This window comes from Tahibacter sp., assembly GCF_035481375.1.
Taxonomy (GTDB): Bacteria; Pseudomonadota; Gammaproteobacteria; order Xanthomonadales; family Rhodanobacteraceae; genus Tahibacter.
Genome location: NZ_DATIGT010000211.1, coordinates 1 through 13,849, shown reverse-complemented (window position 1 = coordinate 13,849; position 13,849 = coordinate 1). Strand labels below are relative to the sequence as shown.

Below are 13,849 nucleotides of genomic sequence, written 5' to 3'. Positions count from 1 at the left end.
TCGGCGAGCCGGGGTGTAGTGGCTGACGACCTCGCAACTGGCGCCGCTGACCCGCTTGCTGACGTAGTTGGGAACGCCATCGCCGCCCGTGCACTTGTACAGCGTGCCGGCACTGGCAGGCAGCGCGGCGCTGGCGGCCAGCATCCCCAATAGCAGCATCCCCCTCATGCGGCGCAGTGTCCCCAATTCATGCGGGCTTGCCAAGTCCTTGTCCAAGAAAGGATTCTCCGAATCTGTGCGGCCAGTCCGGGATCCGGACATTGGTGGCGATCACCAGCGACTGCTGCGCCCGTGACGCCCATACCCGGCTTTACGGCAAACGGGGGCGGAACCGGCCCTCTCTCCATCGTTCTGCCGGTGCATCCGGCGTAAACTACGCGCCCTGCCTGCCACCCGCCTGGAATAACCACCATGCCCGGGACGCCCGCCCCCGAATTGCCGATCACGGCCGGTTCTGCCGTGACCGCCCCCGAATTGCTCCCGCTGCCCGCAGTCCGTCCGGCCCTGCCTGATGGCGCACCCGCGCGCGGAAAGCCGAGTGCAGGCTTGCCTGCACGGGGCAAGCTCTACATCAAGACCCACGGTTGCCAGATGAACGAGTACGACTCGGCCAAGATGGCCGATGTACTGGCCGCCGCCGAAGGGCTGGAGCTGACCGACAACCCCGAAGAGGCCGATGTCGTGCTGGTCAACACCTGCTCCATTCGCGAGAAGGCGCAGGAAAAGGTGTTCAGCCAGCTCGGCCGCTGGAAGTCGCTGAAGAAGGACGGCAAGCCGGTCCTGATCGGCGTGGGCGGCTGCGTGGCCTCGCAGGAGGGCGAAGCCATCGTCAAGCGCGCGCCGTTCGTCGATGTCGTGTTCGGCCCGCAGACGCTGCACCGGCTGCCCGAACTCATCGAGGCCAAGCGTCGCACCGGCAAGCCACAGGTCGACATCACGTTTCCCGAAATCGAAAAATTCGACAAATTGCCGGAACCGCGCGCCGAAGGCCCCAGCGCCTTCGTGTCGATCATGGAAGGCTGCTCGAAGTACTGCACGTTCTGCGTCGTCCCGTATACGCGCGGCGACGAAGTCAGCCGTCCGTTCGACGACGTCATCGCCGAAGTCGCCTCCCTCGCCGACCAGGGCGTGCGCGAAGTCAATCTGCTCGGCCAGAACGTCAACGCGTATCGCGGCCCCATGCACGACGGCGGCGTCGCCGACCTCGCCCTGCTCATCCATGCGATCGCGCAGCTCGACGGCATCGGCCGCATTCGCTTCACGACGTCGCATCCGCTGGAATTCTCCGACTCGCTCGTCGAGGCCTATGCGAGCGTGCCCAAGCTCGCGAACTATCTGCACCTGCCGGTGCAGGCCGGCTCCGACCGCGTGCTCGCCGCGATGAAGCGCGGCTACACGGCGCTCGAGTTCAAGCAGAAAATCCGCAAGCTCCGCGCCGTGCGTCCCGACATCTCGATTTCCTCGGACTTCATCGTCGGCTTTCCCGGCGAGACCGATGCGGATTTCGAGAAGACCATGAAGCTGATCGAAGACGTCGGCTTCGACCAGAGCTTCAGCTTCATCTACTCCAAGCGCCCCGGCACGCCCGCGGCGAATCTCGACGACGACACCGGCGCCGACATCAAACACGCTCGCCTCCAGCGGCTGCAGGCCGCGGTCACGGCAAATGCGAACCGCATCAGCCAGACCATGGTCGGCACGCGCCAGACCGTGCTCGTCGAAGGTCCCAGCCGCAAGAGCGCGAACGAGATGACTGGCCGCACCGAGAACATGCGCTACGTCAATTTCCCCGGCGACGCGCGCATGATCGGCCAGTTCGTCGATGTCGTGATCGCCGAGACGATGTCCAATTCGCTGCGCGGCCGCGTCGTAGTCGGCAACTGAGCTGCCCGCCCGCCTGCGGAATCGCTCTCGTCGCTTGAGGGCGGCGCTGCGCAGCCAGCGCGGCGAGTGGGCGCACATCGCCGGCCGGAAGATGGCCGTCGGGGTAAGCGCGAGCACGGTCTCGAAGCCATGGCTGTCCGCGCTCAGCGCAGTGCGCCATTGCGGCAGCGTGCCGCCGTCGTTGATGCGGTCTTCGCGAACGGCTTCCAGTAGCCGCGCGCGCGATCGCGTGAATCGCGACCAAACGGTTCAGTATTCATGCGCCGCACGGTTCAGCTCGATTCTTCGATAGTCGCGCGGCCTCGTCGGGAGCGCGCCCCGGCCGGCCATTCCAAAATCCACAACGATAGGAAAACGCGATGAATACGAAGATCGTGACGGCGGTGCTCGCCGCGGCCGTTGCCGTGGGCGCCTGTTTCGCAACGCCCGCACAGGCCGACGGCTTTTTCATCGACGGCCGCTATGGCCGCTCGGACTTCGACGGCTCCGGCAAGGACGTCGCGCTCGGCGTCAACGGCGGCTATCGCTGGGGCGCATTCGGACTCGAAGGCGGCTACATCGACCTCGGCTCGCTCGACCACGGCTACGCCTACATCGGCACGCCCGGCGGCGGCACGTCGGGGCTGCATTCGGGCATCGATGTCGGCGGCTGGACGCTCGGCGCGAACGGCCACTTCAACCTGACCCCGAACTGGTATCTGTCCGCGCGCGCCGGCCTGTTCCACTGGAAGGCCGACGTCGATCTCACCGGCGTCGCGCAGAACGCCGAGTTCAGCGGCAGCGACTGGTATGCCGGCGTCGGTGTCGGCTACGACTTCAGCGAGCGCTTCGGCGTCGGCCTCAACTACGACCACTATCGCGCCGGCAAGAGCGGCATGGACTTCGACGCGAAGGCCGTCAGCGTCAACACCGAATTCCGCTTCTGATCGCGCATCCCCTCCTGCCCTCCCCGCTTCGGGGAGGGTTTCCACGGGGGGAATCTCGAAAGGCGCCGTCCCGGCGATTTTTAGCGTCGCGCGACTGCTCCGCGGGAACGTCGACGTTTTCGACGTTCCCGCATGCTCATCCCTCGAACCCGTCGGCGAACAGCCTCAGCGGAACGCCGCCGCCGGCATCGGTCGCGCAGCGGTGCTGCGCGTCGTACTCCAGCGCGCCGATATCGGGCGAACCGTCGCCGCGCCGGTTCGCGCAAAAGTCGTCGACGGTCTGCGGCGCCGCGACGCCGAGATTCACGATGCTCGCGCCGTTGAGCAGACGAAAGTCCGCGGCGGGCGGATTCTGGAACCAGGCCGCGAAATTCGCCGTACTGACGTTGAGCAGATTGCCCGCGTTCGTGCTCGTGCCGCCGTTGCGCAGATTGATGCCCGCGCTCGACAGGTTGTTGCGGATCTCCGCGGTCGACTCGGCATAGCGCACGTCGATGCCGCTGGTCGCGTACAGCGTGTTGTGCTGGATACGCGTGTTCGTCGCGCGGTTCAGATAGATGCCTACGTCGTTGCAGGCCAGCACGAGGTTGTTGCGCAGGACGCCGTTCTGGTGCTCGGGAATGCAGGTGCCGTCCTCGCAGATCGCATTCGGGCTCGTGCCGCCGCCGCCGAGCGACAGTCCGAGCCGTGTGCCGCCCGAGAACTGCTGGCTGCAGCGCACGAGGTTGCGTTCGAACACGCCGTCGCGCGAATTGCCCTTGAGAAACGCGGCGTAGCTGACGCCGTCGCCGCCGAGCTTCTGATAGTCGTGAATCGTGTTGCCGCGCACGATCCAGCGCCGTCCGCCGACGACGTCGATCTTCGTCACCGGATTGCCGGTGTTGCGCCCGCGCGTGTCGTAGAAACGGTTGTATTCGACGATGGCGTCGTCGGGATAGACATAGACGCCATCGATCGCGATGCCGTTGCTCTTGATCTGCGCATTGAAGTCGCGCAGCACGTTGTCGCGCAGCAGCAGAAACTCCGCGTTGCCGAATACGTGGAAGGCGTGCTCGCAGTTCGAATCGTTGGCGCAGGCACCTTCGATATCGAGTCCTTCGAACTGCCAGTGCGCGCCGCTGACCTTGAAGCCCTCGACGAGGCCGGTGCCGAAACGCAGCAGCGCGCCGCGCGGCGTGGCGGCGCGCACGCGGATCGGCGCGGCCGCGGTGCCGTTGACGAGGCAATTCAGGTTCGAGTCGACGACATAGGTTCCGGAGGCCAGCACGATGTCGTCGCCGGGCAGCGCGTTCTGTACGGCATTCCGCAGCGCCGCGGCGTCGGCCACCGGCACGAGCCGCGCCGCCGCCGCATCGCCGGCACCGATCGCCAGAGCGGCGACGATCATTTGCAGAGTTCGCATGATTTCCCTTCCGGTCGGACCGGCCCCGACGTTACCTCACCCTCGTCGCCCGCCGCTTCGACCGATTCCCCATTCCCGATTCCCGATTTCCGGCCGCTGAGCTACTCTGCCGCCCCTATGTCCACCACCCGCCGCGACTTCACGCTCGAACCCGACGACACCGAGCGGCTGGCCAACCTGGCCGGGCCGTTCGACGAACACCTGCGCCAGATCGAACTGCGCCTCGGTGTCAGCATCGCCAACCGCGGCAACGTCTTCCGCATCGACGGCGACGCCGGCCACGTCGCGGCGGCCGAGAAAGTGCTGCGCGAGATCTACGCAGCCACCGAGGCCGAAGTGCTCGACGCGCACCGGATCAACCTGCACCTGCAGGAATCCAACGTCGCCGCGCTCGACGTCGCGGCCGCCGCCGGCGCCCAGGACGTCGTCATCCGCGTCAAGCGCGGCTCGATCAAAGGACGCGGCCCGAACCAGGCACGCTACCTGCACGCGATCGCGACGCACGACATCAATTTCGGCGTCGGCCCGGCCGGCACCGGCAAGACCTATCTCGCCGTCGCGAGCGCGGTCGATGCGCTCGAAGCCAATCGCGTGCAGCGCATCATTCTCGTGCGGCCCGCGGTCGAGGCCGGCGAGAAGCTCGGCTTCCTGCCGGGCGATCTCACGCAGAAGGTCGATCCCTATCTGCGCCCGCTCTACGACGCGCTCTACGAAATGCTCGGCTTCGAGAAAGTCGCCAAGCTCGTCGAGCGCAACGTCATCGAGATCGCGCCGCTGGCCTATATGCGCGGCCGCACCCTCAACGACTCGTTCGTGATCCTCGACGAAGCGCAGAACACGACGGTCGAGCAGATGAAGATGTTCCTGACGCGCATCGGCTTCGGCTCGGTCGCCGTCGTCACCGGCGACGTGACCCAGATCGACCTGCCGCGTCAGGTTCGCTCGGGCCTGCGCGACGCGATCGAGGTGCTGCGCGACGTGTCCGGCATCAGCTTCACGTTCTTCACTGCGCACGACGTCGTGCGCCATCCGCTGGTGCAGAAGATCGTGCGCGCCTACGAAAAGCACGACGCCGAAAAAAACGAACGGGGTTCCACATGATGCGTCGGCACTGCCTGTTCCCGCTGCTCGCCGCGCTTGCCGTACCGGCGCAGGCGCAGGTGCTCAGCGGGCCCGAAAGCGTCGAGTTCCATGCCCGCTCGGGCCGCCATCTCGTCAGCAACAAGAACGGCGGCGACGTGCTCTGGCGCACCGCCGACGGCATGCTGAGCGTGTTCACGAGCGCGCCGGCCGCGCCCTACGGCATCGAGTTCCTGCGCGGCACGGTCTATGTGCTCGACTCGGGATTCCTGCGCGGCTACGACGTCGACACCGCGGCGCCCGTGCTGAATCTCGCGATCACCGGCGCGGGCTTCCTCAACGGCATCACGTCCGACGGCGACCACACGCTGTACATCACCGACTTCAGCGCGAAGAAGCTGCTCAAGGTCGACGTCGCGAGTCTCGCGAACCCCGTGCAGACGCCGCTGCACACGCTGTCGCCGACGCCCAACGGCGTCGTCTACGACAAGGCGAATCATCGCCTGCTGATCGCGACCTGGAGCAGCGGCCGTGTGCTGAGCTACGACATCGCCGCGAACACGCCGCCGGTCGAGCTGATCGCCGCAACGGGCTACAGCAACATCGACGGCATCGCGCTCGACTGCAACGGCTTCATCCACATTGCCGCCTGGAGCTGTCCCGGCGGCGGCGGCTGCCTTGCGCGCTTCGAGCCGCCGTTCACGACGACCTCGCCGGCGACGATCGAGGCGCCGCAGCTGTCGAGTCCTGCGGATATCGATTTCGACCCGCGCAGCGGCGCGATCGGCATTCCCGAATCCGGCGCGAATCGCGTGACGCTCGTGCCCGCCTGCGCGCCGGTCGTGTTCGCCGACGACTTCGAGCGCTGATGGACGCGGTCGTACACGTGAGTCGCGGCGCGGGGCTCGCCGCCGCGGGCATACCGCGCGCCGACAGCTTCCGGCGCTGGGTCGAGGCAGGCCTGCGCGTCGCGCGCCGCCGCCGGGCGGGCGAGCTGTCGATCCGCCTCGTCGACATCGGCGAAGGACGCGACTTCAACCGCGACTACCGCGGTCGCGACTACGCGACCAACGTGCTGTCGTTTCCGGTCGAGCTGCCGCCCGGCGTGCGCATGCCGCTGCTCGGCGATCTGATCCTCTGTGCTCCCGTCATCGCGCGCGAAGCCGAGGAACAGCGCAAGCCGCTGCGCGACCATTACGCGCACATGACCGTGCACGGCGTGCTGCACCTGCTTGGCTACGACCACCTCTTCGATGCGGAAGCCGGACGCATGGAAGCGCTGGAACGCCGCGCGCTCGCCGCGCTCGGCATCGCCGATCCCTACGCCTGACCGATGTCCGGCAGCGGCGCGGCGCTGCGCGCGAGGCCGGTATGCCGCACGTCCTTGCCGCGCACGAGATAGATGACCTGCTCGCAGATGTTCTTGCAGCGGTCGCCGATACGTTCGAGCGCGCGGGCGCACCAGAGCATCTCGAGCGCCGCGGGCACGCGCTCGGATTCGCGCTGCATGAGGTCGACCAGCAGCCGCGTGAGTTCCTTGTAGAGCACGTCGACTTCGCGGTCGCGGCGCAGCCGTTCGAGGGCGCGCGTCTCGTCCATGCGCGCGAACGTGTCGAGCGTGCCGCGCAGCTGGTCGCGGACCAGGCTGCCCATCTGCCCGAGCTTGAAACCGTAGTGCTCGGCCAGCTCGACGCTGCCGAGCTTCTCGGCGATGCGCGCGATGCGCTCGGCCTCGTCGCCGATGCGCTCGAGGTTCGCGACCATGCGCACGACCGCGAGCACGAGGCGCAGATCCGACGCGGCCGGCTGGCGCCGCGCGAGGATCTGCGTGCAGCGCGCGTCGATTTCGAGTTCGGCCGCGTTGACCTCGTCCTCGCGCGCGACGACATGGGCGACCTGGCGCAGGTCGCGGTCGGCCAATGCCTCGAGCGCGGTCGCGAGCTGCGCTTCGACGAGCCCGCCCATGGCCAGCACCTGCTTCGTGAGCGCCGCCAGTTCGCTGTTGAACTGCTGGGAAATGTGCTGGCCTAGGTGGAGACGGTCCATTTGTATAGTCGTAGCGATAGTGTGCGTATTTGACAGGTGCGTCTTTTACAAGGCGCGTATCTGGACAGGCGCAGGTTACGCCGTGTTGACACGATGCAAAAGACGCACTGCCGCAAGATCGGCCGGAATCAGCGCCCGTGGAATCGGCGTCAGCGTCCTTGCGTCTCACGCATGCGGCCGGTGATGTAGTCCTCGGTCTCGCGCAGGCGCGGATTCGTGAAAATGCGCTCGGTCGCGTCGAATTCCAGCAGCCGGCCGGCCTGCAGGAAGGCCGTGTAGTCGGCGACGCGCGCGGCCTGCTGCATGTTGTGGGTCACGAGCAGCACGCTGTAGCGCTCGCGCAGCGCGACGACGAGTTCCTCGAAGCGCAGTGTGGAGATCGGATCGAGCATCGACGCCGGCTCATCCATGAGGAGGATCTCCGGCTCCACCGCGAGGGCGCGCGCGATCACGAGGCGCTGCTGCTGGCCGGCCGACAGGCGCAGCGCGCTCTCGCCGAGCCGGTCGCGCACTTCGTGCCAGAGACCGGCGGCGCGCAGCGCGGCTTCGACGCGGTCCTCGAGTTCGAGCCGCGAACGCAGGCCGGCGAGGCGCAGGCCGAAGGCGACGTTCTCGGCAACCGACTGCGGAAACGGATTGGGCTTCTGGAACACCATGCCGACGCGGCGGCGCAGGTCCGGCAGCGCGATCGCGTCCGCATAGGCATCGGTGCCGAGCACGCGGACCCCGCCGCTGACGCGGCAGCCCGGAATTTCGTCGTTGAGCCGGTTGAAGCAGCGCAGCAGGCTCGACTTGCCGCAGCCCGACGGCCCGACGAGCGCGGTCACGCGCCGCGCCGGCACCTGCAGGTCGACCGCGTCTAGCGCGCGGCGCCCGGCGTAGTCGAGACACAGACCGCGCGCTTCGAGCGCGAGATCCAGCCCGGTCAGCAGCTGCGCCGGCATCGCGCCGACGGCGCTCATACGGCGAGTTCCCGCGCGCGTTCGCGCAGGCGGTTGCGCACGACGATTGCCGCGGCGTTGAGCCCGACGACGACGACGAGCAGCAGCAACGCGGCGGCGTGCGCCTGGGCCATGTCGCGCGGCGCGTCGCCGCCGGCCAGGGCCAGGTCGTAGACGCTCTGGCCGAGATGCATGAAGGGCCGCGACAAGTGCAGGAACGGAAACTCGCCGTCGAGCGGCAGCGCCGGCGCGTATTTCACGGCGCCGACGAGCATCAGCGGCGCGACTTCGCCGGCGGCACGCGCGACGGCGAGAATCAGCGCGGTCAGCAGCGCCGGTCGCGCGACCGGCAGCACGACGCGCCAGATCGTCTCGGCGCGCGTCGCGCCGAGCGCGAGCGCGCCCTGACGCAGCGCGTCGGGCACGCGGCCGAGTCCTTCTTCGGTTGCGATGACGACGACGGGCAACGTCAGCAGCGCGAGCGTCAGCGCCGCCCAGAGCACGCCGCCCCCGCCCCAGCGCGGCGTGCCGTGCGCGAGCAGCGCATCGAGGCCGCCGCCGATGCCGTTGACGAACAGCACGAGCCCGAACAGCCCGTAGATCACTGCCGGCACACCGGCGAGATTCGCCATCGCCGCACGCAGCACGCGCGCGCTGCGGCTCGTGCCGGCGTACTCGTGCAGCCAGAGCGCGAGCAGCACGCCGAGCGGCATCACGAGCACGCTCATCAGCAGCACGAGCACGACCGTTCCGACGAGCGCCGGAAACACGCCGCCGCCGGTCTGCGACGTGCCGGCGACGAAATGCCAGCTGCGCGCGAGCGCAATGCCGGCCGACTGCAGCACCGACGCGCGATTCGGCGCAACGACCTCGATCACGTCGTCCGCGCCGGCCGCAAAGCCCGCCGGCGCCTGCGCCAATAGCGCGGCGTGCAGATCCGATGCCGACGTCGCCGTCGTGCGCAGGTGGATTTCGCGGCCGTCGCGCAGGCGCAGCGTAGTCGCGTCGCCCGGCCAGTCGAGCGAGACGAGATCGGCGCGCGCGATACGCCGGTAGTCGGCGCCGCGACGCTGCCACTCGCTGCCGCGAACGATCAGTCCGCGCGCATCCTCGCGGACCACCGCAGCCAGCAGCGTCCGCTCGGCGCCGTCGCCGCGCCAGCGCAGTTCGGCGACCGGCACCGGCGCGAATGCGCGGACCGTCTGCTGCGCGAGCACGAACACGATGGCCATGAGGGCCAGCAGGCTGACGCCGACCGTGCCGGCCGCGAGCAGGAGTCCGGGATCGCTGCGCCGCGCGGCGCCGCGCAGGGTCGGCGGCGTGCTCACGCTACAGCCCGGCGAATCGGCGGCGCAGCCGGCCGCGCACGTGTTCGGCCGCGGCGTTGAGCAGCAGGCACAGACCGAACAGCAGCAGCGCCGACAGCAGCAGCAGGCCATAGCGTCCGCTGCCGGGCGCGGCTTCGGGCGCCTCCAGCGCAAGATTCGCGGCAATCGAGCGCATGCCGCTCAGCGGCGAGACATCGAGCAGCGGCGTGTTGCCGCCGGCCATCAGCACGATCATGGTTTCGCCGAGCGCGCGACTGAAACCGAGCAGCAGCGCTGCCGCAATCCCCGGTGCCGCGACCGGCAGCAGCAGACGCCACAGTGCCTGCCAGCGCGTCGCACCGAGCGCCTGCGCGCCGAGCGCGAGTTCCGCCGGTACCGCGAACAGCGCGTCCTCGGCCAGCGTGAACACGGTCGGCATCACCGCGAGTCCGAGCATCAGACCGATGACGAGGCCGTTCCACGGCGTCACCGGCTGCAGCAGCGCCGCGAGCGCGGTGTCCGCGAACGCGTCGCCGGCCGCGAGCGCGCCCGCGCCGAGCGCGGCCACGAGCGGCAGCGACAGCCAGACTTCCTGCCCGGCCGTCGCGCGCTGCCAGCGCAGCGGCGCGATGCGCTGCCACAGCACACCGGAGACGGCGAGTGCGGGCGCCAGGGCGGCGATGAAGAGGGCCAGCGCGAGCACATGGCGCACGAGCCACGGCGCGAGCAGCAGCGCCGCGATCAGACCGAGCACGACCGCCGGCACGGCCTCGAACAGCTCGAACAGCGGCTTGAGCAGCGCGCGCCAGCCCGGCGGCGCGAACCGCGCGCACCAGATCGCCGCACCGAGCCCCAGCGGCACCGCGACGGAGAGCGCGTATGTCGCCGCCTTGAAACTTCCGGCGACCAGCGGCAAGACGGCGCTCTGCCATCCGACCGTCAGACGCGCCGAGGCCAGCAGGAACACCGGCATCGCGAGCGCGAGCGCCGCCAGCAGCGCTGCGGCGCAGCCGAGTCCGGCCTGGAGCCAGCGTTCGCGGCGCGCGCGCGCGGACGCACGCTGCGCGAAGCGCGCAGCCAGTGACGTGGCGGGCGACGGTGAAGCCGGAACAGGCATCTGGCGGACGCTAGGTGCTGATTGTGACAGTCATGTTACAGGCGCGAGCATGTCACCGCCGCGTCATGCCGCGGCAATCGGTACGCCATCGGCGCTTCGCACGCTACGCCAAATCAGAGGGCGGCCGCGCCGTGCCCGACGCTGCGACGGGTCCGCGGACTGCCCGGAGCCACGCGGCATGCGCATCGCGATCGTGACCGAAACCTATCCGCCCGAAATCAACGGCGTCGCGCTGACGGTACAGTCGCTCGCCCAGGGACTGCGCGGTCGCGGCCATGCCGTGCAGTTGATCCGCCCGCGCCAGCCCGGCGCCGCCGCCGCCGCCGAGGACGACGTCGAAGTCAGCGGCGCGGCGATTCCCCGCTATCCCGGTCTGCGCTTCGGCTGGCCCGCGCGCCGCCGGCTCGAACGCCTCTGGCGCGCACAGCGTCCCGATGCGATCTACGTCGCGACCGAAGGCCCGCTCGGCCACTCCGCGCTGCGCGCGGCGCGCCGCCTCGGCATCGCCGCGAGCACCGGCTTCCACACGCGCTTCGACGATTTCGCACGCTTCTACGGCGTGGGCTGGCTGACCCCGCTCGTGTTCGCCTGGCTGCGGCACTTCCATGCGCACTCGGCCGCGACGCTCGTGCCGACGCAGGAACTCGCCGACTTCCTGCACGAACGCGGTTTCGGCGCCGTGCGCCTGCTGCGCCGTGCCGTGGACACGCACCTGTTCGATCCCGCGCGCCGCCGCGAAGCGCTGCGCCTGGCCTGGGGCCTGACCGACGACGAACTCGCCGTCGTCTACGTCGGCCGCATCGCTCCCGAAAAAAACCTCGAACTCAACGTGCGCGCGTTCCGCGCGCTGCAGCAAAAGCGTCCCGACGCGCGCTATATCTGGATCGGCGACGGCCCGGCGCGCGCCGAACTCGCGCGCGCGAATCCCGATTTCATCTTCTGCGGAACGCTGCGCGGCGAAGAACTCGCGGCGCACTTCGCGAGCTGCGACCTGTTCCTGTTCGCCTCGCTGAGCGAGACCTTCGGCAACGTCACGCTGGAAGCCATGGCCAGCGGCGTGGCGACGGTCGCGTTCGACTACGGCGCCGCGCGCGAGCACATCGTCGATGGCGTCAACGGCCGCCGCATCGCCTGCGGCGACGCCGACGCGTTCGTCGATGCGAGCGTCGAACTCGCCGTCGACGCCGCCCGCCGGCAGGCCTACGCGCAGGCCGCGCGCAACGCCGTGATGACGCTGAGCCCGCAATCCGTCACCGACCATTTCGCCGAACTCCTCGCCTCGCTCCGGAGCGCCGCATGAACGCGATCGAACGCTGGAACCGCCTCGAAGTCCGCAGCGGCGAGTGGCGGCTGTGCCTCGCCGCGAACCGCTGGGGCACGCGCCGCACGATCGCGCGCTTCTTCGGCCTGGTCAGCCGCGCCGGCGACGGCGTGTTCTGGTATTCGCTGATGGGCGCGCTCGCCCTGCTCGGCGGCGTCCGCGGCGCCCAGGCCGCGCTGCATATGGCCGTCGTCGGACTGATCGCGCTGACGCTCTATCGCAGCCTCAAGAAACACACGCGCCGGCCGCGCCCGTTCCGCGCCCACGAAGGCATCGTCGCGCATATTCCACCCTTGGACGAATACAGTTTTCCATCCGGCCACACGCTGCATGCGGTCAGCTTCAGCCTCGTCGCGATCGCCTACTTCCCGCTGCTCGCCGTCGTGCTGATCCCGTTCACGGCCCTCGTCGCCGCCTCGCGCGTCGTGCTCGGACTGCATTTTCCGAGCGACGTGCTCGCTGCCGGCATGATCGGCAGCGTGCTGGCCGGCGTCTCGCTGTGGCTGATTCCGGGCGTGACGCTGCTGCCCGCCTGAGCGGCGGTCTTCGAGCCGGGACTGCCCGGCGCTGACGGCGCGACTCCGCCAGGCCTCGGCTCGCCAGGGCCGGCGAGTGCCGCCATACGCAGGGCGCATCGGCCGTATCCGCGCACGGGCAACGCCGCGACGCCGTACTGCGGCCGCGCGTACCCGCCGTCGGGGCCGGCCGGCCTCACCCGCAAGCCGCACCGCACCTCGCGACTGCGAAGGCATGGTGGGTCCGGCCGGCCCCGGCGGCCGGATCGCGTCGCAACAATTCGCTACAAATCAATTAATTAAAAATCGGCACACCGCTTGCTGAGTGAACGCCATGTCGGACGACGACAGCGAAGCTCAGGTGACCCAGGTCATGGAACGGGTGTTGAGTCATCTCGCGCAGAATCCCCGGGCGGGCGATACGGCGGACGGTGTTCGCCGCTACTGGCTCCGGGACGACGCGATCGATCCCGACATCGTCGAGCGCGCGCTGCGCCGGCTGATCGTGCGCGGCGCGCTGCACGAACGCGTGCTGCCGTCGAGCGAGATCTGGTACGGCGCGACGGGACGCGGTGCATGAAGACGAGCATCCGTGCCTGCAGCGTGACGCTGCGCGAGATCCTGCGTCAGGCGCTCGCCGCCGACGCCGATCTCGGCGCGCTGTTCGATCCCGGCCTCGGCGGCACGATGGTCGTGGGCCTCGACACGCCGCAGGAATTCGCCGACAACAGCCTCGAAGGCGTGTCGCTCTGGCTGTACCGGCTCCAGCGCGACGACCTGACGTTGAACCAGCCGCGTCCGCGACGGTCGTTCGACCGGTTCGAGCAGCGTCCGCTGCCGCTGCGCCTGCACTATCTCGTCGCCCCCATTGTCGACCGCAGCACGCGGCCGCGTGCGGCCGAACTCGAGCAGCACATCCTCGGGAAGGTGCTGCAGGTGCTCAACGACATCGGCAGCCTTTCCGGCGGGCAGCTGCGCGACGACCTCGCCGGCGAGCCGCTGGAGCTGTTCGTGCGGCTCGAACCGCTGACGCTCGAGGAAACGACGCGCGTCTGGGACGCGCTCGAACTGTCCTACCAGTTGTGCGTCTCCTACGAAGTCAGCGTCGTGCCGATCGCGTCGGCCATGCCGTCGCAGCGCTACGGCGTCGTCGACAGCGCGACGACCGAGCATGGCGTCGCGCAGATCCTGGAGACGCCGTGACGACGCGCGTCGAAACGGTCGGCTCCGTGCGCTGGCGCTTCGCCGCCGATGCGGCGCCGCCGCCCGCGGCGCGCCTGCGCGCGCTGCTGCGCGCGCGGCTCGTCGAC

At 69.3% G+C, this 13,849-nt stretch carries 14 protein-coding genes and 1 pseudogene; 9 read left to right on the top strand and 6 right to left on the bottom strand.

Annotated elements, in window-relative coordinates; genetic code table 11:
* A pseudogene (locus VLF18_RS13905) lies at positions 1-168 on the bottom strand (lytic transglycosylase domain-containing protein); the annotation flags it as partial.
* 243 nt (positions 169-411) lie between these two features.
* Between VLF18_RS13905 and miaB the strand changes: the two are divergent.
* Together miaB and VLF18_RS13895 are read left to right on the top strand one after the other, a co-directional pair.
* The gene (gene miaB, locus VLF18_RS13900) at positions 412-1,884 is read left to right on the top strand and encodes a tRNA (N6-isopentenyl adenosine(37)-C2)-methylthiotransferase MiaB (protein ID WP_325280229.1); all 1,473 of its coding nucleotides are present in this window, start codon (positions 412-414) and stop codon (positions 1,882-1,884) included.
* Between the two features lie 359 nt (positions 1,885-2,243).
* Entirely contained in the window at positions 2,244-2,810 is a 567-nt protein-coding gene (locus tag VLF18_RS13895) for an outer membrane protein (protein WP_325280228.1), read from the top strand.
* Positions 2,811-2,946: 136 nt separating this feature from the next.
* Here VLF18_RS13895 and VLF18_RS13890 read toward each other — a convergent pair whose 3' ends face one another.
* Positions 2,947-4,212 carry a right-handed parallel beta-helix repeat-containing protein gene (locus tag VLF18_RS13890; protein WP_325280227.1) on the bottom strand — a complete coding sequence of 422 codons (1,266 nt, stop codon included), beginning with the start codon at positions 4,210-4,212 and terminating at the stop codon, positions 2,947-2,949.
* Between the two features lie 117 nt (positions 4,213-4,329).
* Between VLF18_RS13890 and VLF18_RS13885 the strand changes: the two genes are divergently transcribed.
* From VLF18_RS13885 to ybeY, 3 genes are read left to right on the top strand one after another with little or no spacing between them, the layout of a single operon-like run.
* A complete protein-coding gene (locus VLF18_RS13885) occupies positions 4,330-5,313 on the top strand; it encodes a PhoH family protein (RefSeq protein WP_325280226.1) in 984 nt (327 codons plus the stop codon).
* Complete coding sequence (locus tag VLF18_RS13880) at positions 5,310-6,161, top strand: hypothetical protein (RefSeq protein ID WP_325280225.1); 852 nt, start codon at positions 5,310-5,312, stop codon at positions 6,159-6,161. The genes VLF18_RS13885 and VLF18_RS13880 overlap by 4 nt, the downstream gene beginning before the upstream one ends.
* Positions 6,161-6,622 carry an rRNA maturation RNase YbeY gene (gene ybeY / locus VLF18_RS13875; RefSeq protein ID WP_325280224.1) on the top strand — a complete coding sequence of 154 codons (462 nt, stop codon included), beginning with the start codon at positions 6,161-6,163 and terminating at the stop codon, positions 6,620-6,622. Before VLF18_RS13880 ends, ybeY begins: the two co-directional genes overlap by 1 nt.
* Here the strand turns inward: ybeY and phoU are convergent.
* The 4 genes from phoU to VLF18_RS13855 form a co-directional block, all read right to left on the bottom strand.
* Positions 6,613-7,338: a phosphate signaling complex protein PhoU gene (phoU, locus tag VLF18_RS13870; protein ID WP_325280223.1), complete on the bottom strand. Its 726-nt coding sequence runs from the start codon at positions 7,336-7,338 to the stop codon at positions 6,613-6,615. The two genes, ybeY and phoU, sit on opposite strands and share 10 nt — an antisense overlap.
* 149 nt (positions 7,339-7,487) lie before the next feature.
* Positions 7,488-8,300 carry a phosphate ABC transporter ATP-binding protein gene (locus VLF18_RS13865; RefSeq protein WP_325280222.1) on the bottom strand — a complete coding sequence of 271 codons (813 nt, stop codon included), beginning with the start codon at positions 8,298-8,300 and terminating at the stop codon, positions 7,488-7,490.
* Positions 8,297-9,607 (bottom strand): phosphate ABC transporter permease PstA, encoded by a 1,311-nt coding sequence (gene pstA / locus VLF18_RS13860; protein ID WP_325280221.1) that lies wholly within the window; start codon positions 9,605-9,607, stop codon positions 8,297-8,299. The genes VLF18_RS13865 and pstA overlap by 4 nt, the downstream gene beginning before the upstream one ends.
* Position 9,608: 1 nt before the next feature.
* The gene (locus VLF18_RS13855) at positions 9,609-10,703 is read right to left on the bottom strand and encodes an ABC transporter permease subunit (protein WP_325280220.1); all 1,095 of its coding nucleotides are present in this window, start codon (positions 10,701-10,703) and stop codon (positions 9,609-9,611) included.
* Positions 10,704-10,881: 178 nt separating this feature from the next.
* On the opposite strand from VLF18_RS13855, the gene VLF18_RS13850 reads away from it, so the two are divergent.
* From VLF18_RS13850 to VLF18_RS13835, 4 genes are all read left to right on the top strand, one after another.
* A complete protein-coding gene (locus VLF18_RS13850; RefSeq protein ID WP_325280219.1) occupies positions 10,882-12,003 on the top strand; it encodes a glycosyltransferase family 1 protein in 1,122 nt (373 codons plus the stop codon).
* Positions 12,000-12,560, top strand: coding sequence for a phosphatase PAP2 family protein (locus tag VLF18_RS13845; RefSeq protein ID WP_325280218.1), 561 nt, complete (start codon positions 12,000-12,002; stop codon positions 12,558-12,560). The genes VLF18_RS13850 and VLF18_RS13845 overlap by 4 nt, the downstream gene beginning before the upstream one ends.
* Positions 12,561-12,873: 313 nt before the next feature.
* The gene (locus tag VLF18_RS13840) at positions 12,874-13,119 is read left to right on the top strand and encodes a hypothetical protein (protein WP_325280217.1); all 246 of its coding nucleotides are present in this window, start codon (positions 12,874-12,876) and stop codon (positions 13,117-13,119) included.
* Positions 13,116-13,742: a DUF4255 domain-containing protein gene (locus VLF18_RS13835; RefSeq protein ID WP_325280216.1), complete on the top strand. Its 627-nt coding sequence runs from the start codon at positions 13,116-13,118 to the stop codon at positions 13,740-13,742. Before VLF18_RS13840 ends, VLF18_RS13835 begins: the two co-directional genes overlap by 4 nt.
* Positions 13,743-13,849: the final 107 nt, after the last annotated feature.

Coding starts and splice junctions, on each gene's coding strand:
- miaB (WP_325280229.1), top strand. CDS start 412: ATGCCCGGGACGCCCGCCCCCGAATTGCCGATCACGGCCGGTTCTGCC.
- VLF18_RS13895 (WP_325280228.1), top strand. CDS start 2,244: ATGAATACGAAGATCGTGACGGCGGTGCTCGCCGCGGCCGTTGCCGTG.
- VLF18_RS13890 (WP_325280227.1), bottom strand. CDS start 4,212: ATGCGAACTCTGCAAATGATCGTCGCCGCTCTGGCGATCGGTGCCGGC.
- VLF18_RS13885 (WP_325280226.1), top strand. CDS start 4,330: ATGTCCACCACCCGCCGCGACTTCACGCTCGAACCCGACGACACCGAG.
- VLF18_RS13880 (WP_325280225.1), top strand. CDS start 5,310: ATGATGCGTCGGCACTGCCTGTTCCCGCTGCTCGCCGCGCTTGCCGTA.
- ybeY (WP_325280224.1), top strand. CDS start 6,161: ATGGACGCGGTCGTACACGTGAGTCGCGGCGCGGGGCTCGCCGCCGCG.
- phoU (WP_325280223.1), bottom strand. CDS start 7,338: ATGGACCGTCTCCACCTAGGCCAGCACATTTCCCAGCAGTTCAACAGC.
- VLF18_RS13865 (WP_325280222.1), bottom strand. CDS start 8,300: ATGAGCGCCGTCGGCGCGATGCCGGCGCAGCTGCTGACCGGGCTGGAT.
- VLF18_RS13855 (WP_325280220.1), bottom strand. CDS start 10,703: ATGCCTGTTCCGGCTTCACCGTCGCCCGCCACGTCACTGGCTGCGCGC.
- VLF18_RS13850 (WP_325280219.1), top strand. CDS start 10,882: ATGCGCATCGCGATCGTGACCGAAACCTATCCGCCCGAAATCAACGGC.
- VLF18_RS13845 (WP_325280218.1), top strand. CDS start 12,000: ATGAACGCGATCGAACGCTGGAACCGCCTCGAAGTCCGCAGCGGCGAG.
- VLF18_RS13840 (WP_325280217.1), top strand. CDS start 12,874: ATGTCGGACGACGACAGCGAAGCTCAGGTGACCCAGGTCATGGAACGG.
- VLF18_RS13835 (WP_325280216.1), top strand. CDS start 13,116: ATGAAGACGAGCATCCGTGCCTGCAGCGTGACGCTGCGCGAGATCCTG.